Raw genomic sequence first — 26,961 nt, 5'->3', positions numbered from 1 at the left:
TAGGTAGTTATTCAAATATACAAAATGTGCATGAAAGTATCATTTTTGAACATGAAAGTACATGGAAATAAAAAGGTAAAAGATGAAATTTGTAGAATTGTAAAAATGTAATAAATATTTGGGGGGATAATTGTGACGAAATTTTATAAAAACGTATGTAAATTACTTATAATTACATTATTGGTAACAATGACACCAATAAATGCAATCATAGTAAGTGCTACGGATGACACAGAAGAAGTAACTACTAAAAAAAATCAGGAGGCAGAAATAGTTAGAGAACTTGAAGAGAAGAGAGAGGAGAATACAAAGTACTTTTTAAAAGACGATGGAACTTATGAAGCAATATTATATGAAGAACCTATACACTATTTAAAAAATGGCAAATGGATAGATATCAATAATTCATTGCATGATAAAGGGAATTATTATGAAAATAAAGAAAATGAATTCACTGTTAGGATAGGTAAAAATGCCAGTGATAAAGAGCTTATTTCTGTATCAAAGGATAAGTATAAAATATGGTGGAACATAGGTGTTGGTATCGGAGAAAAATTAGAAGAAGTACCAGTATCAGATGATAAAGGTGTTGAAGAAGAAAAACCAGCTATAGATAATGAGAAAAATGAAGAAACAGAAAAGCCATCAACAGAGGATAAACCAAGTGAGGAAAATGAAAAACCATCAAGTGATGATAAACAAGAAGGGGAAATAGATAATCCACCTTTAGATGGCAAAACAGACGATGAAACAGAACCACCATCTACTGAGGACAAAAAAGGTGGAGAAACAGAAAAACCAACTACAAATGAAGAAATAAAGGATAGAGTAGATGATTCACCTATTGATAGTGAAACTACTAAATTAAAAAAGAAAACTAATTTAGTAGGAAAAGTATCAAAAAATACTAAAATAGATAACACTTCAAATAAAGAAAAAGAAAAAATTAAAGAGAATAAAGAAAAAGAAGAAAAAAAAGATTCAAATAAAGATGAGAAAGTAAGTAAAGAAACTAAAGAAAATAATAAAGCTGATATTAATGGAGATGTAAAAAAATCTAATAGTAGTGATAAAAATAAGAATAAAGATAATGATAAATTAAATAAAAAAAATAAAAATAGAAAAATAAAAAATATAAGCAAACTAAGTAAAGCATCAGTAGAAAATACAGATATAGATAAAGTTATTGATGAAATGGTGGAACAACAACTTGGAGGTAATAGAAGGTCAAAAAGATCAATTAGTAATAATAAGAGTTTAAGAGATAAGATTAAAAAGGAGATTGATAAGAAGTTTTTACCTAATGTTAAATCAAGTGTGGAATTTAAGTCTATTTACGAAAATATTGACTTAGAGTATAAATTGATAGGAAAAACAGTAAAGGAAAATATAATATTAAATGAAAAAATAGATAATCCTTCAATTTTGTTTAATTTGAATATAGAAAATCTAAAACCTAGAGTTGAAGGAAATATAATTATATTTGAAGACTTAGAGACTGGAGCGGAAGTATTCCAATTAGATAAGCCTTTTATGTATGATGCAAAGGGAGAATTGTCTGAGGATATTGAGCTAATATTCAAAGAAGCAGAAGAAGGAGGATATACATTAGAGATAGTTCCAAATAATGAATGGATTAATGATGATAAAAGAGAATTTCCAATTACAGTAGATCCCATAGTAAGAACAGAAATGAATACTAAAGAAATAGTAGATACTTTTACAGCTTATAATGATACTCAAGATAAGTGGAATAATATGTTTTTAAGAGTTGGAAATAATTCAGGAATAGGAAAAACAGAAACATATGTTAAATTTACTAAATTGCCAAAATTAAATGCTGGGGATATGGTAGTAAATGCAGAATTAGCATTATTTAAGGTGAATTCGGAAAGTGGAGCTGATGGCCAAATAAATGCATATACTGTCACTGAAAATTGGAATACAAGTGTACCGAATAAGAAATCACTGGCAACTGAAAAAAGGATATTAGATATTCAGACAGTGAAAAATGGTTGGTACTCTTGGGATGTCACCAAAGCTGTAAAAGGTTGGTATACAGAAGGAAATAATTATGGTATAGCATTAAAAAGGGATAACCCGGCATCAGGAAATACGACATTTTTGTCTTCTGATGCACCTGATCAACATAAAGCAGGATGGCCATTAGTAGTAATTCAATATGTTAATAATACAGGATTGGAGAACTACTGGACATATCATTCACAGGATATGGGTAGAAGTGGAATAGGATATATTAATGATTATAATGGTAATGTTGTTTTTACCCATAATGATTATACAGCCTCAGATAGTAGGTTAGCTTTAAAGATAGAGCATGTTTATAATAGTAATGATAAAGAGACTGATATAGGATACGGAAAAGGGTGGAAACTCAACATTCAACAAAGGATAACTGAACAAGTAATAAATGGTACAACCTATTATAAATATTTTGATAGTGATGGAACTAATCATTACTTTTATTATGATTCAGCATCTAAAACTTATAAATGTGAAAGTCTTGAAGGTATTAAATTCACTAAAAATAATGATGGAAGCTATATGATTACAGATAAAGATAGAAATAAATTATATTTTGTTCCTGGTGGGTACCTTAAAACTATTACAGATACTAATAATAACACTAACACTATACTTTATGATGGAACTAGAATAAGTGGAGTTAAGGATAGCATAGGAAGAACTACACTTTTACAATATACATCAGGTGGAACGTTAATTGGTATCACAGATCCGGCGGGAAGAAAAACTAGCTATGCTTATAATGGAATACAATTAAGTAGAATAACTTATCCGGATGGTAAGGCATCTTATTATACTTATGAAGGTAATAACAATTTATCTTCTGTTAAAAGTTTAGATGGTGCTAAATTGCTTTATACCTATTATGGCGGTTCTACTTCAAGAGTTAAAACTGCCACTTATGTAGATACAGCTGGGACACAGGGGCAAAGTCTAGCCTTTAAATACAGCTATAATGAAACTGAAATAAAGGATGTTAAGGGTAGAACTAATACTTATCAATTTAATAATGGAGGAAATACAATATCTATTAAAGATTCTAATGGAAGTGCACAATACTATAAATATGATAGTAATGAAAAAGCTAAAAATAGATTAGAGCTGGAATCTAAGGTTCAAAAGACAAGCAATAATTATTTAATGAACCATAATTGTGAGTTAAAGGATGGAAATTGGAGTGCTGGTTCTTGGTCAGGTTCTGCAGGTACTAATGAATTTACTACTACAAAAGCTAACATGGGAAAATATTCATTAAAGGTAAATATGACAAATAAAACTAGTAGGAGATTTTATAGTCAAGCTGTCACCTTAGAAAAGGGTAAGACTTATACATTTTCAGGATATGTATCCACTGATGGAATAAGTAATACTAATAAAAAAGGTGCTGCTTTATTTGTAAATTATACTGATAATACAGGGAATTATGTAACAAAAGATTCTAAATATATTAGTGGAACTACTGGATGGGATAGGGAATCTATAACATTTACTTTACCATCAGATGCGACATCTAATCTTGTATATATTAGATGTGGGTTAATTGAGGAATCAGGAACTGCATATTTCGATAACTTACAAGTAGAAGATGGAGAAGTTGCTAATAGATATAATTTGGTTGAAAATCCCAATTTTGTAGTTAATGGAGCACCTAATGCCAACTTTTGGACTACAAGTAACTGGGAAAGTACAAACGGATTATATACAACTACAGATTCAACTTATCCATCAAATCTAGATAAAATAAAAGCTGTTTATAAGATGCCTGGTAATACAGAAAAAGATAAAAGTATATATCAAACAATAAACGTTTCAGGAAAAAAAGATGATGTTTTTGTAGTAGGAGGTTGGGCAAAGGCAGAATCACTTCCTCTAATAGGCAATGGTAGATATTTTGCTTTAGATGTAGGACTAGAAAAACCAGATGGTAGCTATGAATGGACTGTTATTCCTTTTAATGGAGATTCATCAACATGGCAATATGTATCAGGACAAGTTGTGGCTAAGAGTGATTATAAAAGTGTAAGAGTATATGGACTTTACTATAAAAATGCTAATATAGCTTATTTTGATGGATTCCAATTATATAAAGAAGAGTTTGGTGCAAGCTATCAGTACGATGATAAGGGTAATATAACGTCTACAGAGGATTTAATAAAACAAAAAACTAATTATAAATATGATGGTGATGATAAATTAACTTCTGTTACAGATCCAAAAGGAAATACAACTAAGTATTCATACGATGGTAATAGGAATTTAATTCAAACTACTACTGCAGAAAACATTGTAAGTTCTTTTATTTATGATGAGTATGGAAATTCAGTAGTATCAAAGATATCTGGAAGTGGATTGTTTATGGAAAGCAGTAATATTTCAAGTGATACTGCAGGATACACAAAAAGAACTATAGATACCAGTGGAAACGAAATACTGAACGTATATAGCGAATCTAAGGATAACTTAGATGTAACTATTAATTCACAAGAGGTTTCTACTTATTATGGATATGATGAAACAGATAAGCTTATAAATACAAGTGCCTATAACCCATATGGTGACAAAAAGACAGGAGAAACTTTCCTTGTAAATGGTAATAGTAGTGGAGATTTAGGAAGTAAATCCCTTGGGTTGGGTGCTACTCCAGTTAAGGATAACAAAGGGCATTACACTTTCAAAGTTCAAGATGGAGGAGGAGTTCCATATAATTTAGGGATAAGCAAAAATAAAGGGACTATTGCATTAAAATTCAAGCCACAAAGTAATGGTAGTCTTAGGTATTTACTTTGCAGTTCATCACCTAATGGTGGATCTTTAGCTGTATATGTAAATACGAGCAATAAATTATGCTTGGCATTTAAAGATAGTAGCGGAATTTGGAAAGAGTCTATTGTATTAAATAAAGCTATAAGTGCTAACACTTGGTATTCTATGATAGTACAATGGGAAAATACATCTTCAGGATTAAAAGCTACATTAACTATAGATGATGAAGTAAAGAATGCTACTGTTAGTAATGTAAAAGACTTTACTGGTGGTAAGGTTATAGTTGGAGCAGATTTTAATAATAAAAATGCATTAAATGGAGAAGTGGAAGAATTATATTGTTCTACAGGTGTGGACAATTTAACAGAACTAAAGCAGCATTATAATAAATTGAAGAGTGGTAACTATGGATACTACAAAAATTGGGATGAATATGTTCCTTTAAGAGGAAATTCTTCAAGTATTAATGGACTTAGAGCACTTACAGATAAGAGCAAGTATGATTCATCTAATGAGTTAACTATGCAAGCTACAGGAGACAGATATGCTAACTATAGTAGTGGAATAAGGGACAACTCAGGAACAATGAATCTTTGGCTTAAACCTAGTGCAAGTACTAGTACAAGATATATATTTTCTGGAACAACTAGAGAAAATATTGGTGTGATAGAGGCATATTTAGCTTCGGATAATAAAGTAAAGTTGTCTGTTAAGAATAGTAGTGGAAATATTGTAGACATAATAACATCGAATACAGCTGTAACCACAGGACAATGGAATATGTTAACAATATCTTGGAATAAAAGCGGAACAACTCTTACAACCAATATGTATATTAATGGGAATAAAGAGAAATCAGTTTCAGGTACCTATAAAGATTTTTCAGGAGCTAATATATGTATAGGTCAAAAATTATCTGGTAGTTCAATAGAAGGAAATCTAGATGAACTCATACTTTCAAGCAAATGCTATGATGACAATACTGTAAAATCAATGTATACTAAAGGAAGAGGAAAGGTAACTGCTAGGGTAGGACAGAACAACTATGCTTATAATAATGATAGATTATCAAAGGTTTCTAGCAATAGTACAAGCTACAACTTTACCTATGATGGAAATGGAAATCAGAAATCTGTAGCAGTGGGAAGTAGCACTTTAATAACTAATAACTATGATAATGTATCAGGTGTATTAAAAAATGCTACCTATGGAAATGGCAATACAGTAGCCTATGCTTATGATAATTTAAATAGGGTAACTAGTAAAACCTTAGATGGTAAGACAGCTTCAAAATATACCTATGATAATTCTGGGAATTTAGCTATATCACAGGATTTAAAAAGCGGAATTACTAATAAATACACCTATGACTTAGCAGACAGACTAGTAAAAACAGAGGATTCAAGTGGAAATTGGTTTAAATATGATTATGATAAGACTGATAAAACTAGTAAAAAAGAAAACTATATAGCAGGAAAATCATATTCCACAAGCTTTAATTTTGATAAAGACGGAAAAACTACTAAAGTAGCATTACCATCAGGAAAAAGTTTAGCTTATAGCTATGATAGTATAGGACGAACTAAATCTAAAATATTAAACCTAGATAATAGCAAAACATTTAATACAGAGTATGAATACAAAGCTGGTTATGCAGGTTCAACAACTTCAATGGTATCATCAATAAAAAATGGCAATAGCGAAATAAAATATACCTATGATGCTTTAGGAAGAATTGAAACTGTAAATAATGGACAGAAAATAGAATATTATTATAATGAATTAAATCAACTTATAAGAGAAGTAAACAATGTATTAAAAAAGACTATAGTATATACCTATGATGCGGGAGGAAATATACTAAACAAAGTAGAACATATACAAGCTGGTATAGTTGCAGGAGCACAAAGGAGTTACAGTTATGCTTACGAAGATCCAAACTGGAAGGACAAATTAACATCTTACGGTGGAAAAGCCATAACTTATGATTCCATAGGAAATCCACTAACCTATGATGGATATACCTTTAAATGGGAAGGTGGAAGAACATTATCTTCTATAACAGGAAACGATAAAAATATAAATTATAAGTATAATAGTGATGGAATAAGAACAGAAAAAACAGTAAATGGAGTAAACTATAAGTATACATTAGAGGGAAGTAACGTAGTTTATGAAGAAATAACTAATGGGAGTGCTGTAGATAAGATAGTATATAATTATGGTGATAATGGTTTAGTAGGCTTTACTCTAAATGGTAAAGAGTATTTCTACATTAGAAATGCACAAAGTGATATCATAGGAATACTAGATTCTAATGGAACTGAAGTTGTTTCTTATATTTATGACACCTGGGGCAAATTAAGATCTATAACAGGAGATAAAGCCTTAGGAGAAAAGAATCCTTATAGATATAGAGGATATAGATATGATACAGAGACTGGATATTACTACTTACAATCAAGATATTATAATCCTGAGTGGGGAAGATTCTTGAATGGGGATGCTATTGGTGGAAGTATAGGTGAATTGTTATCACATAATACTTTTGCTTATTGTAATAATAATCCTGTTATATCAAAAGATCCTAATGGTTTTAGACCTATGTATACTCAAGGAGAAGAAACAGCTGCAATGAGAGATGCTTCGTATAAGGTTATGAATAATTATGGAAAAAGAAAAAATAAGAATACTAGTGGTGTAATTACGACAAGGACTACTAGCGGGTATACGAGACATGTGGCTGATGCTGAGATTGCAAATGTTACGGGGATTTATGGTAAGTCTGGGGTGTTTGGAAGTTGTGAAATAAGCACTCCCGACTTTCCGATACAAGCCTATTTAGGCGGAGCAACAGGTATTGGAGCAGTATGGAATGGTGATAATAAATGGGATGTCTATGAATTAGGTCTACATCTTACGCCACTTAAAGCTGGGGGTAGACTCAAAGGAGGTATTGGAATTTTCAACTGCGAGCTACAAGTTGGAGCATCTCTTGGAATTGGAGTTAGCTTTACGACTGGAGGATATGCTGACAGTAGTGGATTTGGGGTAGTATTAGGAGCAGCAGCTAGTTGGTTTTTTGGAGCTGAAGTTACTGGAAAGGTATGGATTGATTTTTAAAGTGTTACCCCAAATTATTACTTTAAAAATAAATTAAGTGAGAATACATGAACAATTTTTAGGAGACTAATGTATTACTAAAATTTTTATTAAATAATAAGGTGTTAAGTTTAAATATCTACGAGAGGAGAGAACGTAATGGGTAAGGATGTTTTAGTAAATATTTTATGCTTTATAATAAGTGCATGTTTAAATATTAAGTGGGTATATCATATGTTGAGAGGTATTATGCCACAAATTAATTTAGAAAACAAAAAGAAAAAAACTGAGTTAAAAAAAGCATTAAAATATCTATTTATTACGATTGTATATATTATTATAATAAATAAACTTGTTTAAAATTTTTTAAATAGATAGCAAATGTTTAGTAGTCTTTATAATCAAAAATTGTTTTTATTAGGGAGAGGATTAATTATAGAAAATTTATCAATAAAAATTTTAATAAATATAGTATATATAATTTTACTATTAATTTTATTATTAATTGGATATGTAATATTTAAAGAGTTTTCTAAAAGTGCAAAAGAAAAGAAGCAGCAACCAGGATACAAATTTCTTATGAACTATTATAAGTTTTTAGGTATACTTACTATAATTTTTAGTGTTACATATATATTTAAATTAATATTTGAAATATTTGGATATATATTATGATTATAACCAGAACCTATAAAATATTTATATTATAGTGAAATTGTATAATATAAATTTATCTTATTCTGAAGCGAAGTAAATTATATAATATACTTTAAAAATGAGGGAGGGTTTTCATAAAATAGAATTATTTATTTTGTGAAAGCCCTCTGTGTATATTAATTTTAAAATATATAAATAAAAATATACAATTAATAAAACATTAGAAATGCTCAAAGTGATATTATAGGAATAATAAACTCTATTGGAAAACAAGTTGTTTCTTATACCTATGACACCTGGGGTAAATTAATATCTATAACAGGAGATAAGGCATTAGGAGAAAAGAATCCTTATAGATATAGAGGCTATAGATACGATACAGAGACTGGATATTACTACTTACAATCAAGATATTATAATCCTGAGTGGGGAAGATTTTTGAATGCGGATGCCTTAGGTGGAAATGTAGGTGAATTATTATCACATAATACTTTTGCTTATTGTAATAATAATCCTGTAATTGGCAAAGACCCTAATGGGTTTAGACCTATATACACTCAAGGTGAAGAAACAGCAGCGATGAGAGATGCTTCATATAAGGCTATGGAGGAATTTTATACTTCTAAATCAACGTCACACTCAAGCTCAGTTAGAAAAAGTAATTCTGTAGGGGGTATAATGCCAACTAGTAATCAAGTAAGAGAGGTAGTAAAAGGTGGAATAATTGGAGCTGTTGAAGGTAGAATAGGTTCACTGTTGTCAAGTATTCCTGATAATTTTGTTTATTATGCGAATAGAGTAGCGAGGAGACATGGAGGACTTGCAATACCAGTAAAAGGTTCATCTACTGCAAGAGTTATAGGAAAGGTTGAAGGTGTAGGAGGAATTGGAATAGTTTTAACAGGCGTTGCAGTTTGGGATAACTATCATAGTGGATACAGTAAAGAAGAAGCATTTTGGAGAAGTACAATAGATGTCGGAGCAGCAGCTTTAGCAATAGGAGTAGGATTTTTTACTCCAGTTGGATGGGGAATAGGACTAGGTATGGCAATAGGAATTGGTGCAGAAGTAGGTAAGAATCATCTGTGGGGTAGAGATTAGATTGTGATACCATAAAATTTAGAAAGTAGGAAATTTATATGATAAGTAAGAAAAATATTTTAGCTACTATAATAATTCTTATAATAATGGCATTTATTAGGATTATGGGCATAGATGATATACCACAGCCAATAATTTTTGCTATATTACTATTGATTATTTTATACTTATTTATATTTGTTTTTAAGTATAAAGGTGATAAAAAAGAACGAATATATTTATTAGTTATGACAATACAAGCTGCAATACTAGTAATTATATTAGTAGTTTCAGTAACCGTACAAAATAAATACCAGGATATTTCTTATAGATACAAGCCCATATTTGTAACTTTAATGGCAATCCTATTTTTAAGTCTAATAGTAACTGTATATAGTTTAGGATTCTATAAATATAAAAACAATAAATTTAAAGATAAGTAATTAAGGTTTGTTAAAGAGCTAAATTAAAGTAAGTTTTAAAAGTGATAATAATCTAAATAAGGTTATTATCATTTTTTGATATAATATATAAGAATGATAGTGGTGAAATGAAAAAGTCTATAATGGCTATACCTTTAAAAGGGAATATGGAAGAACTCTAATATCAATAGAAGGAAATGATGTATTTTATTAAGAATTAACTAATAGAATTTGTGTAGAATAACAGAGTTTTTAGCTTGTCTGAGAATATTTTTTCTCACAGAAGGTTAGAAATCGTTATCTAGGGGCGTAGTAGCCCTTAGTGAAACTAGCCATCAGATAAAATTTTATATAGCTATGGAGATAAAGGTCTTTTAGGCTTCGTGCTAAATGATACNNTGAGTGGGGAAGATTCTTGAATATTGATGCTATTGGTGGAAATGTAGGAGCATTGCTATCACATAATATATTTGCTTATTGTAATAATAATCCTGTTATATCAAAAGATCCTAATGGTTTTAGACCTATGTATACTCAAGGTGAAGAAACAGCTGCAATGAGAGATGCTTCTTATAAGGTTATGAATAATTATTATGCTAACAAAGGTAGTTCAACATCAAATGGAAATTCAGGTTTTAACTATTGGGTCAGTGGAATTAAAGCTACAGGCGGAAGTATAGCAGATAATATTGGCAGTAAGGTTGGTAAGCTAATTAACACTGGTTATAGAAAAATTTGTGACATAAAAGCATTTGGACCAGCATTTAGAGTAAATGTAGCTGGAAAAAGTTTTTCCAAAAGTCTGGGTAAAAAGGCATTAGGTTATGTTGGAGATATTGGTATAGGTGCATATTCTGCAATCAACAGCTTCATCAAAGGAGACGTTACTGGTGGATTTATTGATTTAGGTGCTACAGTTGTAGGAATTGGTGCAGGATGGGCAATTGGAGTGGGAGTTGCAGCACTAATGACAGTAAGTGCTCCAGTTTGGGCCGTGACAGGTGCAACATTTATAGCTACAACTTCAGTCACTGTACTTATAGATTGGGGTACGAATAGAATAAAAGATAATATCAATGGGAGGTGATTAATGTGGATAAAAAGAATATTCCAAAGATGGGTGCAGCAATGGGTCTTTTTAGCTTGCTAATTATTAGAGCGTTATCTGAGAAATATGGAAATAATGCAAGAATAATGATTGGAGGAATATCAGTTATAATTGGAATATGTATTATATTATTTATTCTATGTATGAAAAAGTATGTTCTAGCATTACTATCATTAGGTGTAATGTTACCAGGTATAATTGGATTTATTGGCATGTTGTTAGATAATATATATATTGTAGGAGCTGGAATAGTATTAGTATTTATTATTATGCCTATAATAGCTAAAATTGCACCTAAATATAGAAAATGATAGGCAGAGTGATAAAGAATGCATCATAAGGAGTAACATTTATCATTATTAAGATTAAATTATAATTGTAATTAAATAAATAATTATTAAAAGTCAGTAGTAGTGAGTTGTTCACTTTACTGGCTTTTAATGATAAGTCTAATATAAAAAGTAACAATCTACAATTGATATATATTTAAATGTGAATATGAAGGAACTATAATATCACTAGAAGGAAGTAATGTAGTATATGAAGAAATAACTAATGGAAGTAATGTAGATTAACAGAGTTCTTAGCTTGTGTGAGAATGGTTTTCTCTCACAGAAGGTTAGAAATCGTTATCTAGGGGCGTAGTAGCCCTTAGTGAAACTTAGGGATACTAGCCATCAGATAAGATTTTTTATAATTATGGTGATAATGGTTTAGTAGGCTTTACTCTAAATGGTAAAGAGTATTTCTACATTAGAAATGCACAGAGTGATATCATAGGAATACTAGATTCTAATGGAACTCAAGTTGTTTCTTATATTTATGACACCTGGGGCAAATTAAGATCTATAACAGGAGATAAAGTATTAGGAGAAAAGAATCCTTATAGATATAGAGGCTATAGATATGATACAGAGACTGGATATTACTACTTACAATCAAGATATTATAATCCTGAGTGGGGAAGATTCTTGAATGCTGATGGAGTAGTATCTACAGGTCAAGGTATGTTATCTCATAATATGTTTGCATATTGTGCTAATAATCCCGTAATTTTCAAAGACCCATTAGGGTTGGCGCATTGTATGTCAAATGAATATGGTGGTGGAGGCGGTTTTGGTGCCGCTGCTATTGGCGGTAGTGGAGCGTTAGCAGACACCGTAAAAGGAGCATGGTATGGCACTGTTGGAACAATAGGAACTATTTGAAAAATTATAACTTTTTCTAGTAATAATAGTATAAATAATAATCCTAAAAGAAAGACTAATACATCGGGATTACAAAATCAAGGACCAGTTATTGGAAGTGTTAAAGGAGCACCACCAGTTGATGCAGGTAATCAAAAAAACATGTACTAACACATCCAGGTAGTATACCAGAAAAGACACAATGGCCTGAAGGTGAAACTGGTGTTGATTTAACGCAAGAAGGATGGTTAAATGGTCAAGGTGTAAAAAAGACACCACATGAGGAAGTAAGAGTATGGGATACTGGTAAAGTAATTGGTAATAATGGAGAGACTAGAGTAAAAGTTCATATGAAAGAGAAAACTGGAATGATACATGGATATCCTGTTAAGTAGGAGGTTAAAAATGATTAATAATGTAACAAGGTATATAGAAGATATATATACAAGAGGGAATACAAAATATATTCTAAAGAACTATGTAAACAGCGATTACTGGACTGCTAAAATACAAGCTTTTTTTAATAGTTATTATGTTGAAAACTTAACAGATTATAATTATAGCACATGTTTTACTATGTATATAAATATTTCTGACACAACTGCAGAAGTTGGAACAGAAGAATTTCGTAATTTTATTAAAGATTTTGGTCCTTTATATAGAATTCAGATTCAGATATCGGCAATTGCCCCCTTTGCAGTGATTAAATATATTAAATATGAATATGATAATGGTAATTTCAGTTACGAAGATAGTTTTCTACCATATATGCATAGTCACTATGTATTAGATGATAAAATAAAAGAGTTTTTAGAAAAAAATAATGTGCATTTATTAGGTAGTGATATTTTATCCTTAGAAATAGATAATATTTCATTAGAATTGAAGGAGGAGGGTGTTACAGTCTATAATTGCTTATTTGAAGATGAATATTAGAGATAATTAAATTATATTTATAGATAAAGTAAAAATGATATCATATAGAGAATATAGAAGCTATTTAAGATCGCTTATGTAACTTTTATCGCATTTAAGAAGCTTAGAAAGATACATTATAATTATTCTAGATAGATAGTCATAGTTTTAGAAAATTCCTCCCTAGCTTTTCTAGAACCATAATAATAAGATGATGAAATTGAATATATTACCGACGAAAATGATTGAAGAACAATATTTAGTGTTGAATAGTATTAGAAAATAGGTAAATAAAATAATTATTATTAGTAGTTAATAATAAATTTAGAAAGAAAGTTTCGTTATATTTACTATAATGAAACTTTCTTTTATATATGAAGATAATGTGTTTATTATCTTGACTTATATGAAAAAAATAGAATTCTGCTTAGAAAAAGTCTATCTAATCTATACAAGTAAGCTCCGCTGGCTAAATCAGAGATTTAGAGTGTCACTTAATTACAAATTAGAAGGAAATAGGGTAGTTTATGAAGAATAACTAATGGAATTCAAATTGTTTCTTATATCTACGACACCTGGGGGGGAAATTAATATCTGTGGATAAATATGGTTATTCATGGGATGGTGGTGGAAAGAGAGTTGTTGTAGATGCAGCTGCATTGGCAGTAGCAGTTGTCACTGGTGCTTATTTGTTTATAGTAGTAATAGTAGCAGTAATTTGTTTAATTACTAAAGGATAGTTAATATTGTTGCTAATATTTAGTTTTCAAAATATGTATTAGAGATTAAAATAAATTACTTTTAGGTTTAAATGCATGATCCTTATAACTTTAGAAACACTCCCAGCTTAGGCTATGGGTGTTTCTTCTAGATTAATTACAAAAATATGAATACATAAATTGTTATAAATCAAATTGATAATATAACGTTCATAGAATTTTAAGGTCAAGATAATACAGTAATCAATAAAATGATCTCATCAATAATATCAAATGGAATTAGAGCTACGTATGGAAGGAAATAGGATAATGTTGGAAGCACGGTAAGGAATCCTAAAACGCTAGCTATAGAAAAAATTATTACACAAAAGCTTTTTAGCATTTAGAATTTACCACTTGAAATAGGAAATCCACTAACCTATGATGGATATACCTTTAAATGGGAAGGTGTAAGAACATTATCCTCTATTACAGGAAATAGTAAAAACATTAGTTATAACTATAATAGTGATGGAATAAGAACAGAGAAAACAGTAAATCAATGTGGAAATTCCTTTTCATATGCATTCAAATGAGTAAGTTTCACTAGTTAAATCAGAGATTTAGAGTGTCACTTAAATACACCCTAGAAGGAAATAAGGTAGTTCATGAAGAAATAACTAATGGAAGTACAGTAGATTAACAGAGTTCTTAGCTTATTGGAGAGTTTTTTTTCTCACAGGAGGTTAGAAATCGTTATCTAAGGACGTAGTAGACCTTAATGAAACTTAGGGATATTAACCATCAGATAAAATTTTTTATAACTATGGAGATAGTGGTCTTGTAGGATTCATGTTAAATGATGCTGAACAATATTTTTACATTAGAAATGCACAAAGTGATATTATAGAAATACTAGATTCCAATGGAACTCAAGTTGTTTCTTATACCTACGACACCTGGGTTAAGTTAATATCTATAACAGGAGATAAAGCCTTAGGAGAAAAGAATCCTTATAGATATAGAGGCTATAGGTATGATACAGAGACTGGATATTACTACTTGCAATCAAGATATTATAATCCTGAGTGGGGAAGATTCTTGAATGCAGATGGTTTAGTATCTACAGGACAAGGATTCATTGGTTATAATATGTTTGCTTATTGTTTAAATAGTCCTGTAAATAGAAGAGATGATAATGGATTACGTTCCGGTTGTATTACAGAAGGAGCTAGTGGAGGGAGCTATACATCAACTCCATCAAATAGTGGTGAGGTAGAAAGAGCTTATTTTTCAATACCTAATTTAATGGGTTCAATAGCGGGAACAGTTTTAGGAGCTGTAGAAAACGTAACAAGAACTTGTAAGGCGTATTTATATAATGGTAGTATTAATTTATATCCTGCATCAAGTATAATGCAAAAAATTAAACCATATACGGCTGTAGCTAGTGTAGTAGGTGCGTTTGCTATAGATTATGTTGCAGGTAAAGCAATTACTTATGGGCAAAACATGTTATATAGAAAATTTGGATAGGAGTAGAGAATTTTATGATTTATAGATGTAAAAAAATCATGTTGATTGTTACATTAGCAGCCATAGCAGGATTATTGTGGCTTAGCTTGAACAGTAGAGCAATTGAGTATAAGATATTTCTTATGATAGGAGTTATTATAACATCAGTTCAATATGTATTTGCGTTATTTGAATATTTTATTATAGAGGATGACAAAATTACTCGTGTGCGTAAATTTGGAACTAAAAAAGAAGTAATGTATTGGAAAGATGTAACTATAGTTACAGTACTTCCCTATAAATTATTTAAAGGGATAATACTGAGATCTAATGAGTTGGAAGCTTATGATATGGTTATTAGTGATACAATAAAAGGATATAAGGATATAGTAAGAATCGTATATGAAATAACAAAGGATAATTCTGATGTTTTTATAGATGTAAGAATAAATGAATTACTGGATAAATGGAATAAATAATATATGTAAAAAAGGTGATAGTGATTCTATAATTGAATGCTATCACTTTTTTTATTAAAATAAGAACTGAAACTCCATATTATCTATAAAAATATGGAGTTGATCTAGGAAAGTTAATTCAAGTCATATTAATAACTTGAATGAGGAAGAACATAAAAAGATATGTAATTAGAAGTAGAGAATGATGAACTAAGTAATAGTAGTGTATATTTTACGAGTAATAATCAAATATATCACAAGGAGCTAAAGAAGAGAATACAATGAAGCGCTTAAGAAAACTATAGTTTATACCTAAGATGAATGTGGAAAGATTCTAGTTCGGATAGCAGTTACTGATTAAGTAATTGGTAGCAAAATAGCTTCTAAGCTAGGTACATTTAGTAAGTATAGAGAGTGGACATACAATCCAAGTAATTATATATATAAACTTAAGTTAAACGGAGGGGGTAAAGCCCTTAATGGATTAAAAGGTGTAGGAGCAGTAACACTAGGAATAACTTCTATTCAAACTATTAATAGCATATGTAAAGGTGAAATATATGGAGCGGTGGTAGACTTAGGAGCTACAGCGTTAGGTATTGGAGCAGGTATTTTATCTAGTAGTTTAGCTACTTATGCCATTGGAGCATTTGGGTTAGTAGCAGCGCCAGCAGCTATAGTTACAGGAATAGGTATAGGAGTTGGATTTTTGGCATCGGTAGGTATAAATATAGTAGCAGATAAGATGAAGAGTAATCATTATGGGAGGTAGTAATATTGAAAGAAAATACAAAATTGTTATGTATTATTATACCAATATTGGTAACGATAATAGGAAATATATTATATAATAGATATGGTAGTAAAGTGAAAAATAGAGTTTTTGCAATAGTATGTGTAGCAACAGTTTTGATAATTTTAATAGGTATCTCATACTTATTAATAAAAAGATATTATATATTGTCATTAGCATGTTTATGTGCCGTTATACCAGGTATAATTATTACCATGGGCTTATATACTGAAAATACAAACTTAGTTATTATAGGAACTGTGTTAATTATTATTGTCTTAATAGTAATGTATGTATTTTTAAAACTATATGTAAAAAACAAGAATAAATAATTTTTAAAATTGAAAGGTAAATACTTAAGAAGGTGATAGTTGTTCCAATCAAGCGGAATAACTATCACTTTTTCTTTCTATATGATATTGATAGTTGGTAAATTATATAGAAGGAAAAAGATCATTCCATGAAGAAATAATGAATGTACAATCAAGATATTATAATCCTGAGTGGGGAAGATTCTTAAATGCGGATGCTATTGGTGGAAGTATAGGAGCATTACTATCACATAATATATTTGCTTATTGCAATAATAATCCTGTAAATGCTAAAGGCCCTAATGGATTTAGACCTATATACTCAAGGTGAAGAAACAGCTTCAATGAGAGATGCTTCATATAAGGCTATGGAGGAATTTTATACTTCTAGATCAACGTCAAACTCAAGCTCGGTAGAAAAAGTAATTCTGTAGGGGGGTATAATGCCAACTAGGAATCAAGTAAGAGAGAGTAAAAGATGGAATAATTGGAGTTCTAGAAGGTAGCTTTGGTGATGGGTTAAAAGAAATTCTGGATTATATTGAATATTGTGTCAATAGGCAAGCTTGGAGACATGGAGGAACATTAATTCCAGTAAAAGGTGCATTGCTAATAACAGCAAGTACTCCAATTTGGGACACTGCAGCTATAGGTGTAGGAACATTTGTAGCCGTAACTGCAGTTGGTGTAGCCATAGATTGGGGCAACTAAAATAAAAGATAATATCTATGGGAGGTAAGTAAAATGAAGAAAAAGGATACTCTAAAGATAGGTGCATCAGTAGGTCTTTTTAGTGTATTAATTAGTAGAGTTTTATCTGAAAGATATGGAAATGATGCAAGAATAATGATTGGAGGAATATCAGTTATAATTGGAATAGGTATTATATTATTTATGCTGTGTATGAAAGAGTATGTTATAGCATTACTATTATTAGGTATAATGCTACCAGGTATAATTGCAGTTATTGGTGTATGGTTAGAAAATGGGTATATTGTAGGAACTGGAGTAATATTGATATTTATTATTATGCCTATAATAATAAAAATTGCACCTAAATATAGAAAATGATAGACAGATTGATAAAGAATGCATCATAAAGAGTAACATTTATCATTATTAAGATTAAATTATAATTGTAATTGAATAAAGAATTATTAAAAAGTCAGTAGTAGTGAGTTGTTCACTTTACTGGTTTTTAATGATAAGTCTAATATAAAAAGTAACAATCTACAATTGATATATGTTTAAATGTGAAGGTGAAAGAACTACAATATCAATAGAAGGAAATAAGGTAGTTCATGAAGAAATAACTAATGGAAGTACAGTAGATTAACAGAGTTCTTAGCTTTTGTGAGAAGGGTTTTATCTCACAGAAGGTTAGAAATCGTTATTTAGGGGCGTAGTAGCCATTAGTGAAGAAGGGATACTAGCCATCAGATAAATTAGTTTATAATTATGGAGATAGTGGTTTAGTAGGATTTACTCTAAATGGTAAAGAGTATTTCTACATTAGGAATGCTCAGAGTGGTATTATAGGCATAATAAACTCTATTGGAAAACAAGTTGTTTCTTATACCCACGATACTTGGGGTAAATTAATATCTATGGATTAAAAGGAAACTCCTTTTCATATTCATTCAAATGAGTAAGTTCCACTAACCAAATTTAAATTTGGAGTGTCACTTAAGACATTAGGAGAAAAGAATCCTTATAGATATAGAGGATATAGATATGATACAGATATAGGTGTAATAAGTATATAAAAACTCTGTATGAATTTTGTGAATTAAGGTATAAAAAATTAAATAGCGGTATGGAGGATATAAGGTATGAGCAAAAATAATATAATAAATATTATAATTTTTATTATAAGTATATATTTAAATTACAAATGGGTTTTTCCTATTCTAAGGACAGTTACATCTTTTGGTAATAATTTGGATAAATATGAAAGAAAAAAGGAACTTAAGAAAGGAGTAAAATATTTAGTTATAACAGTTATATATGTTGCTATAGTTATTTATTATTTGAATAATAGAAGGTAATATAAAATGAAGCGTTAGTGTTAAAATTTGATAGTGCTTGCTGCACATGAGAGGTGATAAATATAAATCAAGTAGTTGTAGAAGTTTTAATTAATGTAACATACATAATATTATTATTTATATTAATGTTAGTTGTATGGGTATTCTTTAAAGATTTATCTAAAAGACCAAAAGAAAAAAGTTCTGAAGTATTATATAAGTTTTGGATTAATTATTATAAGGTTCTAGCATTAGTTTTTATTGTTTTTAGCATTATATTTATAAGCAACTTAATGCTAAAGATAATAGATTTACTTACTTAAAGTTACGATATGGTTATAGCTATGAAGTAAAAGTATATAGAGATATAGTAAGAATCGTATATAAAAGAACAAAGGATAATTCAGAGGTTTTTATAGATGTAAGAATAAAGGAATTACTGGATAAATGGAATAAATAGTATATGTAAAAAAGGTGGTAGTGATTCTATAATTGAATGCTATAACTTTTTTTATTAAAGTAACAAATGAAAAGTAATCCGGCAAATGTTGCTTGTCCATAAAAACACATGTTTAGGAGGGGTTAAAATGAACAGCGATGAATTATTAAAAAAAATTCAGGATATAATTTTTTCAGTTCCGGGAGAAATATATAAATACAATCAGCCTAGTGATTGTTTTGATGATGATTGGAGAGAAGCTTCAACTCAAGAAAGGGCTTTTTTGTTAGTTGAAAGTTTGCTTATAAACCTAAACAAAAGCAAAACAGAAGAAAATACAAAACAAAAAGAAAATCTTGTTGAAGTTAAGATTGATAAACTACCAAGATTTTATAGCATAGCAGATGAAAATATATTCTTCAATGCTATTTACACCGTGCAATCCATAAAAGAAGTAATTGGAAATGGGAGGGAGTTATTTCTATATTATGATAAGAATATAACAAATGAAGAAAGAAATTTCATAGTTGGATTATTTAAAAGATATCAAATTCCTATCCCATCTATAATTAATAGTTAGTATTCAATAAAATAAGTATCAACTAGCTTAGTTGCTACTTAAAGTTACATATAACTATTCTGAAAAATATAAGTAGGAATTTGATTTATACCAATTATTATGTGAGAGACAGGAGTGATTCCTATCTCTATTTTTCGTATTAAATAATATTATAATTATACATTATATAGGAGAATTTTTTAAATTTTAGGTCTAGAAACATCATTAAAAGTCTGGATTAAACATTAGTTAAGTAATACTAAAATGGGGGATATTTAAGGAGGTAGTATATCAATTATGAATATAAAAGTTGGATTAATAATTATATTTATTACAATTCCATGTATAATTTTAACATTTAAAGCTGTACAGCATATTATGAAGGGGTTGCCAAGTGGAGAGAAAGTTAAAATGAAAGAATTAAAGATAGGATTAGTGTATATTATTATTATAATCATATATACGGTTATATCTAATTTAATTTTAATTAAATTACATTAACAACTAGATGGGGAGGTTATCGTGAATATTGTAGGAGATATTTTATTAAAAATTGCTTATACTATGTTAATGTTGATGATTTTTTTACTTTCTTATGTTGGATTTAAGGAAAGCTCTAAATCTCTTAAATCAAAAAAATATATTGGTAAAGATAAGTTCATGATGAATTGGCTCAGATTACTATGTGGTTTTTCTATATATGGTTGTGGAATGATAATAATTAAATTTATTATAGAAATAGTATTATATTTAATGAAAATATAATACAGAAAAATTAATTGTTTTTTAAAATATATTTTTATAAAGAAAAATTTACTATATAAAGCTTCGAAAGAAATATCTAGAAAAAATTTAATGTGGTAAATAAAGGAGTATTATGAAGTTGGTTGCGTAAAGTATATTTGATACACCCGATTTTAAGTATATTATATAGGGAAACATAAATAAAGTATAAAGTAGGCATTTTTATACAATCCCTAAATTAGTATAAATGGAGATTTAAGAAGTAACCTATGTATCTATAAAATAAAAATAAGTAATTTTAAAAATAAAAGGAAAATACTTATGAAGGTGATAGTTGTTCCAATCAAGTGGAATAACTATCACTTTTTAATAATATAGGATATTACTTGTTAGTAAATTATATAGAAGGAAAAAGAGTATTTAATGAAGAAATAATGAATGTACATTTAAGATATTATAATTCTGTAAATGGTAAAGATCATAATGGGTTTAGACCTATATACACTCAAGGAGAAGAAACAGCTGCAATGAGAGATGCTTCGTATAAGGTTATGAATAATTATTATGCTACTAAAAGTAAAAGTAGTTCAAACTTCAGTTATAAAGAGAGTGCTATTCAAGGAGGAATTTCAGGAGCAATAGATGAAATAGGTGGATGGGCAGCTATTTTTTTTATAAAAGGAAAAAAGGTTTGGAAGGATCTAGATTATTTAACAATGGGTAAATATGTTACTAAATATAGCAAAGGAGCCAAAGTAGCAATGAAAGGGTTAGGTATTGTAGGTTCGGTTGAAATGACGGCATGGAATGCAAAAGGTAGTTTTGATAAAGGTGAAACATTTGGTGGAGTAGTTGATATAGTAGCTGGAGCTACTGGAGTAGTAGCAGGATGGTTAATAGGGGTAGGAACAGGAGCATTAATTGTAGCGGGTGGACCAGCAGTAATAGTGGAATGTTAGGATTTGGAGCGAGCGTTCTTGCTGGTGTTTTGATTGATAAAGGTGCAAATGAAATTAAAAATTATTATTATGGAAGGTGATTCATATGAAAGATAAGATGAAGTATGTTGGATTAATAGGAGTTTTTCTTGGAATTGTTATGAGCAAGATACTAAGAGATAGATATGGTGATAGTGGGAGTATTATACTGGCATCGATAGCATTTACTATTATGGTAATATCAGTAATAAGTCTTGTGATAATGAAAAAGTATAGAATATTATTATTAGAATTATTTATAGTATTACCAGGTATAATTATGTTTATAGGTATATTTATTGATAATCTATATGTAGGTGGAGTGGGACTCATATCATTAATGATTGCATTACCTATAATGATTAAAATTATCCCAAAGTTGAAAGATAAATATCATTTTTAAAAGTATTACAGCTTATAGGCTTTAACACAAGAAATCTTATATATCAAACTATAGGTATAGAGTTTTTCATGAATATAAAAATATCCTATGGAGTTATTGGTTAAAGAGCCTACTCTATATGATATTTTAGCATTTAAAAATAAGATAAGGTTATTTAAGAAAAAGCTTATCTTATAACTATGATTCTATAGGAAGAACTAAATCTAGAACACTAAACTTAGATGTTGCTTATACTTATGATACAAGATATGAATACAAAGCTGGTTATGCAGGTTCAACAACTTCAATGGTATCATCAATAAAAAATGGCAATAGTGAAATAAAATATACCTATGATGACTTAGGAAGAATTGAAACTGTAAATAATGGTAAAGTAATAAAGTATTATTATGATAGTTTAGGACAGGTTGTAAGAGAAGATAATGGAGAACTTAATAAAACTCTATCCTATACCTATGATCAAAGCGGAAACATTCTAAAGGTTACAGAATATGCACTAACAAGTAACGCAATACTAGGAGCAGCAACTAAAGCTGTAGATTATAGCTATGGTGATAGTAATTGGAAGGATTAACAGAGTTCTTAGCTTCTGTGAGAATGATTTTTTCGAGCAGAAGCTTAGAAATCGTTATCCAGGGATGTACTAGCTCTTAACTTCAATTTATTGGAGGTTTAGAGCTAGTAAGTCATCGGATAAGTTAATCTCTTACAATGGAAAAGCCATAACCTATGATGCAATAGGAAATCCATTAACTTATGATGGCTACACCTTTAAATGGGAAGGTGGAAGAACATTATCCTCGATTACAGGAAATAGTAAAAACATTAGTTATAAGTATAATAGTGATGGGATAAGAACAGAGAAAACAGTAAATGGAGTAAATCATAAGTACACACTAGAAGGAAGTAATGTAGTATATGAAGAAATAACTAATGGAAGTAAAGTAGATAGGATTTTATATAACTATGGAGATAAAGGTCTTGTAGGCTTCGTGCTAAATGATACNNGAGTGGGGAAGATTCTTGAATGGGGATGCTATTGGTGGAAGTATAGGTGAATTGTTATCACATAATACTTTTGCTTATTGTAATAATAATCCTGTTATATCAAAAGATCCTAATGGTTTTAGACCTATGTATACTCAAGGAGAAGAAACAGCTGCAATGAGAGATGCTTCATATAAGGTTATGAACCAATATTATGGTACTAAATATCATAATCCAAAGCCCAAAAGTACTGCAGTAAAGGATGCAATAAAAGGAGGAATAATTGGAGCTCTAGAAGGTAGCTTTGGTGATGGGTTAAAAGAAATTCCGGATTATATTGAATATTGTGTCAATAGGCAAGCTTGGAGACATGGAGGAACATTAATTCCAGTAAAAGGTGCATCATTCTTAAGGGCAATAGGACGTGTTGAGAAAAGTCTTGGAATAGTTGGAGTAGGAATGGGTGCTGTAGGAGCAATCAAAAGCTTTAATAAAGGAGAAATAGCAGGTGGATTCATTGATTTAGGAGCCACAGCAGCTGGAGTTGGAGTAGGAGCATTAATGGGAACTGCAACAACGTTATTAATTACAGCGGGAGCACCAGTTATAGCTACTGGAGCACTAGTTACATTAGCTGGTATGGGTATATCAGCTCTAATTAATATTGGAGCTGAAGCATGGAAAGATGAAATTTATGGGAGGTGATAAAATTGAAAAGTAATAACAAATGGAAATACATTATTTCATCATTATTAGTTATATTAATAGGGAGATATATAAGTGAAAAATACGGTCAAGAAGCAAACGAAAAGTTTACAATAATAGTTTTAGAATTAGTAATTTTGGGGTTGATGGTAATAGTTATATATCTTGTAGCTAAAAAATATTATGGATTTGCAATTGGTTTAGTGGCTTTAGTAATCCCGTTTGTTATGTGTGCTATAGGACTATATATAAAGAATTTAACATTAATAATTATTGGAGTTATATTATTGATAATTGTTATAACTGTTGAATATATAATCCTTAAAAAAATTTGTAAGAATAAAAATAAGTAATATGTATAATTAATACAAATTTCAAAATATGATATAGAGTAAAATCTTATATAAAAAATGCAGTTAAATACAGGATAAGACTCACTGAAATTATTAATTAAACTTACTGCATAAAATTGTAAAGTTATAAACAAGGTAATTAAAACTTTATACAATGGCTGAATAAAACTATTACAAAAACGTCAACAGGTTTTGATACTTGTTGACGTTTTTTTAGGCAAATCAAAGAGAAAATCAAATATATATTCAAATATTTGAAGGGAATAACGTAGTTTATGAAGAAATAACTAATGGAAGTACTACTGGCGCGATAGTTTACAACTATGGAGATAGTGGCCTTGTAGGCTTCACTCTAAATAATACAGTATATTTCCACATTAGAAATTCACAGAGTGATATTATAGGAATAATAAACTCTATTGGAAAACAAGTTGTTTCTTATACCACTATACTTGGCGTAAATTAATATCTGTGGATTAAAAGACCCTAATGGTTTTAGACCTATGTATACTCAAGGAGAAGAAACAGCTGCAATGAGAGATGCTTCTTATGAAGCTATGGTAAAAGCTGCTCCAGCAATTAGTAATAAGCTGGGTTCTATAAGTACAAGTAAATCTAAATCAAGTTCCGGGTTTATATTGTCTGCGGTTACAGCAGTTGCCGATTCTGTAATTGGTAGCAAAATAGTTTCTAAGCTAGGTACATTTAGTAAGTATAGAGAGTAGAGATACAATCCAAGTAATTATATATAAACTTAAGTTAAACAAAACTGGTAAAGCACTTAATGGATTAAAGGTTGTAGGAGCAGTAACACTAGGAATAACTTCTATTCAAACCGTTAATAGCATATCTTAGGAGCTACAGCAGCTGGAGTTGGAGTAGGATGGGGAACAGGTTTCTTAGCCAGTGCTGCAATTGCAACATTTTCATTAGTTGGAGCACCAGCTTTTGCTGTTACAGCACTAGGGGTTGCGGTAGGAGTAGGTGCATCTTATGTGATTAATGGACAAGCGGAGAAAATTAAGAATAAACATTATGGAAGGTGAAAAAGTGAAAGATAACAAAAAATGGTTATTTATAACTCCTGCATTATTAATAATGGTACTAAGTAGATATATACTTGCAAAATATGGTTCAGAAGCAAATGATAAATTAGGATTCTTAATTTTAGGATTAGTAATATTATTTATTATATGTGGGATACTTTATTTTGTGATGAAAAAATATTATTTATTATCATTAGGAATATTAACTATTCTTATTCCTTTTGTAGTATATTATGTAGGATTATATAGTAAAAATGAAGTGTTTAAGACTATAGGAGTAGTAGCATTATTGCTAATTATAATAGGTTGGTGTATATTTTTAAAATTATATTTAAAATATAAAAATAAGTAATTTTTAAAATTGAAAGGTAAATACTTAAGAAGGTGATAGTTGTTCCAATCAAGCGGAATAACTATCACTTTTTCTTTCTATATGATATTACTAGTTGGTAAATTATATAGAAGGAAAAAGAGTATTTAATGAAGAAATAATGAATGTACATTTAAGATATTATAATCCTGTTTTATGGGTATAAAAAGTTTTGCTACAGAAAAATCTTGGTTTAAACGTCAATTTTCTGTTGTATCTCTAGGCTCTAATTTTATACCACAACCATGGGGAGCAATTGTTGGAATAGGATCTGGAGGATTAAATGATGCTTATGATTATATGCCAGAAAACATTCAAATTATGGTTGATTGGACATGTCAACCAATAATTAGTGCATTACAAATGGGGATTAATTAAAAGATACCATTAAAGTTATACAAATATAACTTGTTTAGAGCTTAATATGAAGTAAATTGTAATTTAAAATAGAAATTAAGAGGGAGAATTAGGATCTATGAACAATAAATATTCAGTTATTAAAGATATAGTTGTTTGGATTATAATGTCTATTATTGGAACTATAATTTTTGTTAATACAACAAATATTTCTAAGATAAGTGCTATTATTATTAGTATAATAGCAACAGTAATAATTCTAATAGCAAGTTATAATAATTATAAATTAGTAATATCTGATGAAGAAATTGTACTCTATAAATCATTTATAAAAAACACACGAATTTCATTAGAAAATATAGTGGAAATAGAAATTGGCAATTCTTTTACGGGGAGCAGGATTCAGGGGGTGGTAAAATACATTTATATAAAAACAGCGGAAGATAATCATAAGTTTAATATTGTTAATATAGAGAGTGAACAGTTTTATGATGACATTAAAAATCTTGCAACTAAGCTAAATATCAAATATTTTAACAATCAGGAATAAACTATAAAATTATTTAATAAGTAATGTATGTATTAGAGTAGCAGTAAAAAAAGTAAACTTTAAAATAGTGAAGGGTTAATAACGGAATTACTACATAAATAGAATAAAAAACTTATGGAAAAAAGTGATAGTTATTAGTATAATTGAATGCTGTCACTTTTTCTATTAGGTTAATAATGAAAAATATAGATTAATCATACTGCAATAGGATGTTCAGTGGATACTTTAGCAGATATAGCAATAGGGACAGCAACGACAGTATTTATAGCAGCGGGAGTAGCTTACCTAGGAATAAAAGCTCCATTATGGGGACTGCTCTTTTAGCATCTAGTATTAGTTATGGAGTAGCAAAATATTATGAAGATGATATAGGTAAATTAAAGGACTCG

General features: G+C 29.5%; 31 protein-coding genes. 30 read left to right on the top strand and 1 reads right to left on the bottom strand.

What is annotated here, in order from left to right:
- Positions 1 to 132 precede the first annotated feature (132 nt).
- The 15 genes from B2S02_RS05935 to B2S02_RS05865 all read left to right on the top strand — a co-directional run bounded on the left by B2S02_RS05935 (position 133) and on the right by B2S02_RS05865 (position 17,489).
- On the top strand, positions 133 to 7,932 hold the full coding sequence (locus tag B2S02_RS05935) for an RHS repeat-associated core domain-containing protein (protein ID WP_346920446.1): 7,800 nt from the start codon (positions 133 to 135) through the stop codon (positions 7,930 to 7,932).
- A gap of 138 nt (positions 7,933 to 8,070) precedes the next feature.
- Positions 8,071 to 8,271, top strand: a complete 201-nt coding sequence (locus B2S02_RS05930) for a hypothetical protein (protein WP_346848231.1) — start codon at positions 8,071 to 8,073, stop codon at positions 8,269 to 8,271.
- A gap of 516 nt (positions 8,272 to 8,787) precedes the next feature.
- A complete protein-coding gene (locus B2S02_RS05925) occupies positions 8,788 to 9,669 on the top strand; it encodes an RHS repeat-associated core domain-containing protein (RefSeq protein ID WP_346920674.1) in 882 nt (293 codons plus the stop codon).
- A 38-nt stretch (positions 9,670 to 9,707) separates the two neighbouring features.
- Positions 9,708 to 10,091 carry a hypothetical protein gene (locus B2S02_RS05920; protein WP_346920445.1) on the top strand — a complete coding sequence of 128 codons (384 nt, stop codon included), beginning with the start codon at positions 9,708 to 9,710 and terminating at the stop codon, positions 10,089 to 10,091.
- Between the two features lie 394 nt (positions 10,092 to 10,485).
- Positions 10,486 to 11,157 (top strand): hypothetical protein, encoded by a 672-nt coding sequence (locus B2S02_RS05915; RefSeq protein WP_346920444.1) that lies wholly within the window; start codon positions 10,486 to 10,488, stop codon positions 11,155 to 11,157.
- A gap of 5 nt (positions 11,158 to 11,162) precedes the next feature.
- On the top strand, positions 11,163 to 11,489 hold the full coding sequence (locus B2S02_RS05910) for a hypothetical protein (RefSeq protein ID WP_346920443.1): 327 nt from the start codon (positions 11,163 to 11,165) through the stop codon (positions 11,487 to 11,489).
- A gap of 375 nt (positions 11,490 to 11,864) precedes the next feature.
- Positions 11,865 to 12,386 (top strand): RHS repeat-associated core domain-containing protein, encoded by a 522-nt coding sequence (locus tag B2S02_RS05905; RefSeq protein WP_346920673.1) that lies wholly within the window; start codon positions 11,865 to 11,867, stop codon positions 12,384 to 12,386.
- Between the two features lie 384 nt (positions 12,387 to 12,770).
- Complete coding sequence (locus B2S02_RS05900) at positions 12,771 to 13,301, top strand: hypothetical protein (RefSeq protein WP_346920442.1); 531 nt, start codon at positions 12,771 to 12,773, stop codon at positions 13,299 to 13,301.
- Between the two features lie 575 nt (positions 13,302 to 13,876).
- Positions 13,877 to 14,020 (top strand): hypothetical protein, encoded by a 144-nt coding sequence (locus B2S02_RS05895; protein ID WP_346920441.1) that lies wholly within the window; start codon positions 13,877 to 13,879, stop codon positions 14,018 to 14,020.
- An 810-nt stretch (positions 14,021 to 14,830) separates the two neighbouring features.
- Positions 14,831 to 15,514, top strand: a complete 684-nt coding sequence (locus B2S02_RS05890; protein WP_346920440.1) for an RHS repeat-associated core domain-containing protein — start codon at positions 14,831 to 14,833, stop codon at positions 15,512 to 15,514.
- Between the two features lie 14 nt (positions 15,515 to 15,528).
- Entirely contained in the window at positions 15,529 to 15,972 is a 444-nt protein-coding gene (locus tag B2S02_RS05885) for a hypothetical protein (RefSeq protein ID WP_346920439.1), read from the top strand.
- 547 nt (positions 15,973 to 16,519) lie between these two features.
- Complete coding sequence (locus B2S02_RS05880; RefSeq protein WP_346920438.1) at positions 16,520 to 16,723, top strand: hypothetical protein; 204 nt, start codon at positions 16,520 to 16,522, stop codon at positions 16,721 to 16,723.
- A gap of 5 nt (positions 16,724 to 16,728) precedes the next feature.
- Complete coding sequence (locus B2S02_RS05875; RefSeq protein WP_346920437.1) at positions 16,729 to 17,076, top strand: hypothetical protein; 348 nt, start codon at positions 16,729 to 16,731, stop codon at positions 17,074 to 17,076.
- A 94-nt stretch (positions 17,077 to 17,170) separates the two neighbouring features.
- The gene (locus B2S02_RS05870; RefSeq protein ID WP_346920436.1) at positions 17,171 to 17,386 is read left to right on the top strand and encodes an RHS repeat-associated core domain-containing protein; all 216 of its coding nucleotides are present in this window, start codon (positions 17,171 to 17,173) and stop codon (positions 17,384 to 17,386) included.
- Positions 17,358 to 17,489, top strand: a complete 132-nt coding sequence (locus tag B2S02_RS05865; protein WP_346920435.1) for a hypothetical protein — start codon at positions 17,358 to 17,360, stop codon at positions 17,487 to 17,489. Before B2S02_RS05870 ends, B2S02_RS05865 begins: the two co-directional genes overlap by 29 nt.
- A 102-nt stretch (positions 17,490 to 17,591) precedes the next feature.
- Here B2S02_RS05865 and B2S02_RS05860 read toward each other — a convergent pair whose 3' ends face one another.
- Positions 17,592 to 17,750: a hypothetical protein gene (locus tag B2S02_RS05860; RefSeq protein ID WP_346920434.1), complete on the bottom strand. Its 159-nt coding sequence runs from the start codon at positions 17,748 to 17,750 to the stop codon at positions 17,592 to 17,594.
- 49 nt (positions 17,751 to 17,799) lie between these two features.
- On the opposite strand from B2S02_RS05860, the gene B2S02_RS05855 reads away from it, so the two are divergent.
- From B2S02_RS05855 to B2S02_RS05785, 15 genes are all read left to right on the top strand, one after another.
- A complete protein-coding gene (locus B2S02_RS05855; protein ID WP_346920433.1) occupies positions 17,800 to 18,126 on the top strand; it encodes a hypothetical protein in 327 nt (108 codons plus the stop codon).
- A 761-nt stretch (positions 18,127 to 18,887) separates the two neighbouring features.
- Positions 18,888 to 19,103, top strand: coding sequence for a hypothetical protein (locus B2S02_RS05850; RefSeq protein WP_346848238.1), 216 nt, complete (start codon positions 18,888 to 18,890; stop codon positions 19,101 to 19,103).
- A gap of 53 nt (positions 19,104 to 19,156) precedes the next feature.
- Positions 19,157 to 19,405: a hypothetical protein gene (locus B2S02_RS05845; RefSeq protein ID WP_346848239.1), complete on the top strand. Its 249-nt coding sequence runs from the start codon at positions 19,157 to 19,159 to the stop codon at positions 19,403 to 19,405.
- Between the two features lie 264 nt (positions 19,406 to 19,669).
- Entirely contained in the window at positions 19,670 to 20,101 is a 432-nt protein-coding gene (locus tag B2S02_RS05840; protein ID WP_346920432.1) for a hypothetical protein, read from the top strand.
- Positions 20,102 to 20,377: 276 nt separating this feature from the next.
- Entirely contained in the window at positions 20,378 to 20,581 is a 204-nt protein-coding gene (locus B2S02_RS05835; protein ID WP_346876389.1) for a hypothetical protein, read from the top strand.
- A gap of 21 nt (positions 20,582 to 20,602) precedes the next feature.
- Entirely contained in the window at positions 20,603 to 20,845 is a 243-nt protein-coding gene (locus tag B2S02_RS05830) for a hypothetical protein (protein WP_346876390.1), read from the top strand.
- A gap of 365 nt (positions 20,846 to 21,210) precedes the next feature.
- Positions 21,211 to 21,783 (top strand): hypothetical protein, encoded by a 573-nt coding sequence (locus B2S02_RS05825; protein WP_346920431.1) that lies wholly within the window; start codon positions 21,211 to 21,213, stop codon positions 21,781 to 21,783.
- Positions 21,784 to 21,868: 85 nt separating this feature from the next.
- A complete protein-coding gene (locus tag B2S02_RS05820) occupies positions 21,869 to 22,204 on the top strand; it encodes a hypothetical protein (protein WP_346920430.1) in 336 nt (111 codons plus the stop codon).
- Positions 22,205 to 22,490: 286 nt separating this feature from the next.
- Positions 22,491 to 22,778 (top strand): hypothetical protein, encoded by a 288-nt coding sequence (locus B2S02_RS05815; protein WP_346920429.1) that lies wholly within the window; start codon positions 22,491 to 22,493, stop codon positions 22,776 to 22,778.
- 449 nt (positions 22,779 to 23,227) lie between these two features.
- Positions 23,228 to 23,896 carry a hypothetical protein gene (locus B2S02_RS05810; protein WP_346920428.1) on the top strand — a complete coding sequence of 223 codons (669 nt, stop codon included), beginning with the start codon at positions 23,228 to 23,230 and terminating at the stop codon, positions 23,894 to 23,896.
- A gap of 5 nt (positions 23,897 to 23,901) precedes the next feature.
- Entirely contained in the window at positions 23,902 to 24,249 is a 348-nt protein-coding gene (locus tag B2S02_RS05805) for a hypothetical protein (protein WP_346920427.1), read from the top strand.
- Positions 24,250 to 24,752: 503 nt separating this feature from the next.
- Entirely contained in the window at positions 24,753 to 24,974 is a 222-nt protein-coding gene (locus B2S02_RS05800) for a hypothetical protein (protein ID WP_346920426.1), read from the top strand.
- A 277-nt stretch (positions 24,975 to 25,251) separates the two neighbouring features.
- The gene (locus tag B2S02_RS05795; RefSeq protein ID WP_346920425.1) at positions 25,252 to 25,647 is read left to right on the top strand and encodes a hypothetical protein; all 396 of its coding nucleotides are present in this window, start codon (positions 25,252 to 25,254) and stop codon (positions 25,645 to 25,647) included.
- Between the two features lie 174 nt (positions 25,648 to 25,821).
- Positions 25,822 to 26,043: a hypothetical protein gene (locus B2S02_RS05790; protein ID WP_346920424.1), complete on the top strand. Its 222-nt coding sequence runs from the start codon at positions 25,822 to 25,824 to the stop codon at positions 26,041 to 26,043.
- Between the two features lie 97 nt (positions 26,044 to 26,140).
- The gene (locus tag B2S02_RS05785; protein ID WP_346920423.1) at positions 26,141 to 26,572 is read left to right on the top strand and encodes a hypothetical protein; all 432 of its coding nucleotides are present in this window, start codon (positions 26,141 to 26,143) and stop codon (positions 26,570 to 26,572) included.
- The last annotated feature ends 389 nt before the right edge of the window (positions 26,573 to 26,961 follow it).

The organism is Clostridium sp. UBA7339 (assembly GCF_002470865.1).
Lineage (GTDB): Bacteria > Bacillota > Clostridia > Clostridiales > Clostridiaceae > Clostridium_J > Clostridium_J sulfidigenes.
Note: the sequence above shows the minus strand (reverse complement) of the source record. Positions and strands in the feature narration are given on the sequence as shown.

What these genes read in the sequence shown, in the direction of transcription:
- B2S02_RS05900 (WP_346920442.1), top strand. Translation starts at nt 12,771, where the DNA reads ATGATTAATAATGTAACAAGGTATATAGAAGATATATATACAAGAGGG.
- B2S02_RS05790 (WP_346920424.1), top strand. Translation starts at nt 25,822, where the DNA reads ATGGGTATAAAAAGTTTTGCTACAGAAAAATCTTGGTTTAAACGTCAA.
- B2S02_RS05855 (WP_346920433.1), top strand. Translation starts at nt 17,800, where the DNA reads ATGAAGAAAAAGGATACTCTAAAGATAGGTGCATCAGTAGGTCTTTTT.
- B2S02_RS05885 (WP_346920439.1), top strand. Translation starts at nt 15,529, where the DNA reads ATGATTTATAGATGTAAAAAAATCATGTTGATTGTTACATTAGCAGCC.
- B2S02_RS05800 (WP_346920426.1), top strand. Translation starts at nt 24,753, where the DNA reads ATGTATACTCAAGGAGAAGAAACAGCTGCAATGAGAGATGCTTCTTAT.
- B2S02_RS05920 (WP_346920445.1), top strand. Translation starts at nt 9,708, where the DNA reads ATGATAAGTAAGAAAAATATTTTAGCTACTATAATAATTCTTATAATA.
- B2S02_RS05840 (WP_346920432.1), top strand. Translation starts at nt 19,670, where the DNA reads ATGAACAGCGATGAATTATTAAAAAAAATTCAGGATATAATTTTTTCA.
- B2S02_RS05850 (WP_346848238.1), top strand. Translation starts at nt 18,888, where the DNA reads ATGAGCAAAAATAATATAATAAATATTATAATTTTTATTATAAGTATA.
- B2S02_RS05795 (WP_346920425.1), top strand. Translation starts at nt 25,252, where the DNA reads ATGGACAAGCGGAGAAAATTAAGAATAAACATTATGGAAGGTGAAAAA.
- B2S02_RS05890 (WP_346920440.1), top strand. Translation starts at nt 14,831, where the DNA reads ATGTTAAATGATGCTGAACAATATTTTTACATTAGAAATGCACAAAGT.
- B2S02_RS05835 (WP_346876389.1), top strand. Translation starts at nt 20,378, where the DNA reads ATGAATATAAAAGTTGGATTAATAATTATATTTATTACAATTCCATGT.
- B2S02_RS05820 (WP_346920430.1), top strand. Translation starts at nt 21,869, where the DNA reads ATGAAAGATAAGATGAAGTATGTTGGATTAATAGGAGTTTTTCTTGGA.
- B2S02_RS05785 (WP_346920423.1), top strand. Translation starts at nt 26,141, where the DNA reads ATGAACAATAAATATTCAGTTATTAAAGATATAGTTGTTTGGATTATA.
- B2S02_RS05860 (WP_346920434.1), bottom strand. Translation starts at nt 17,750, where the DNA reads ATGGCTACACCAACTGCAGTTACGGCTACAAATGTTCCTACACCTATA.
- B2S02_RS05815 (WP_346920429.1), top strand. Translation starts at nt 22,491, where the DNA reads ATGGTATCATCAATAAAAAATGGCAATAGTGAAATAAAATATACCTAT.
- B2S02_RS05930 (WP_346848231.1), top strand. Translation starts at nt 8,071, where the DNA reads ATGGGTAAGGATGTTTTAGTAAATATTTTATGCTTTATAATAAGTGCA.
- B2S02_RS05865 (WP_346920435.1), top strand. Translation starts at nt 17,358, where the DNA reads ATGGATTTAGACCTATATACTCAAGGTGAAGAAACAGCTTCAATGAGA.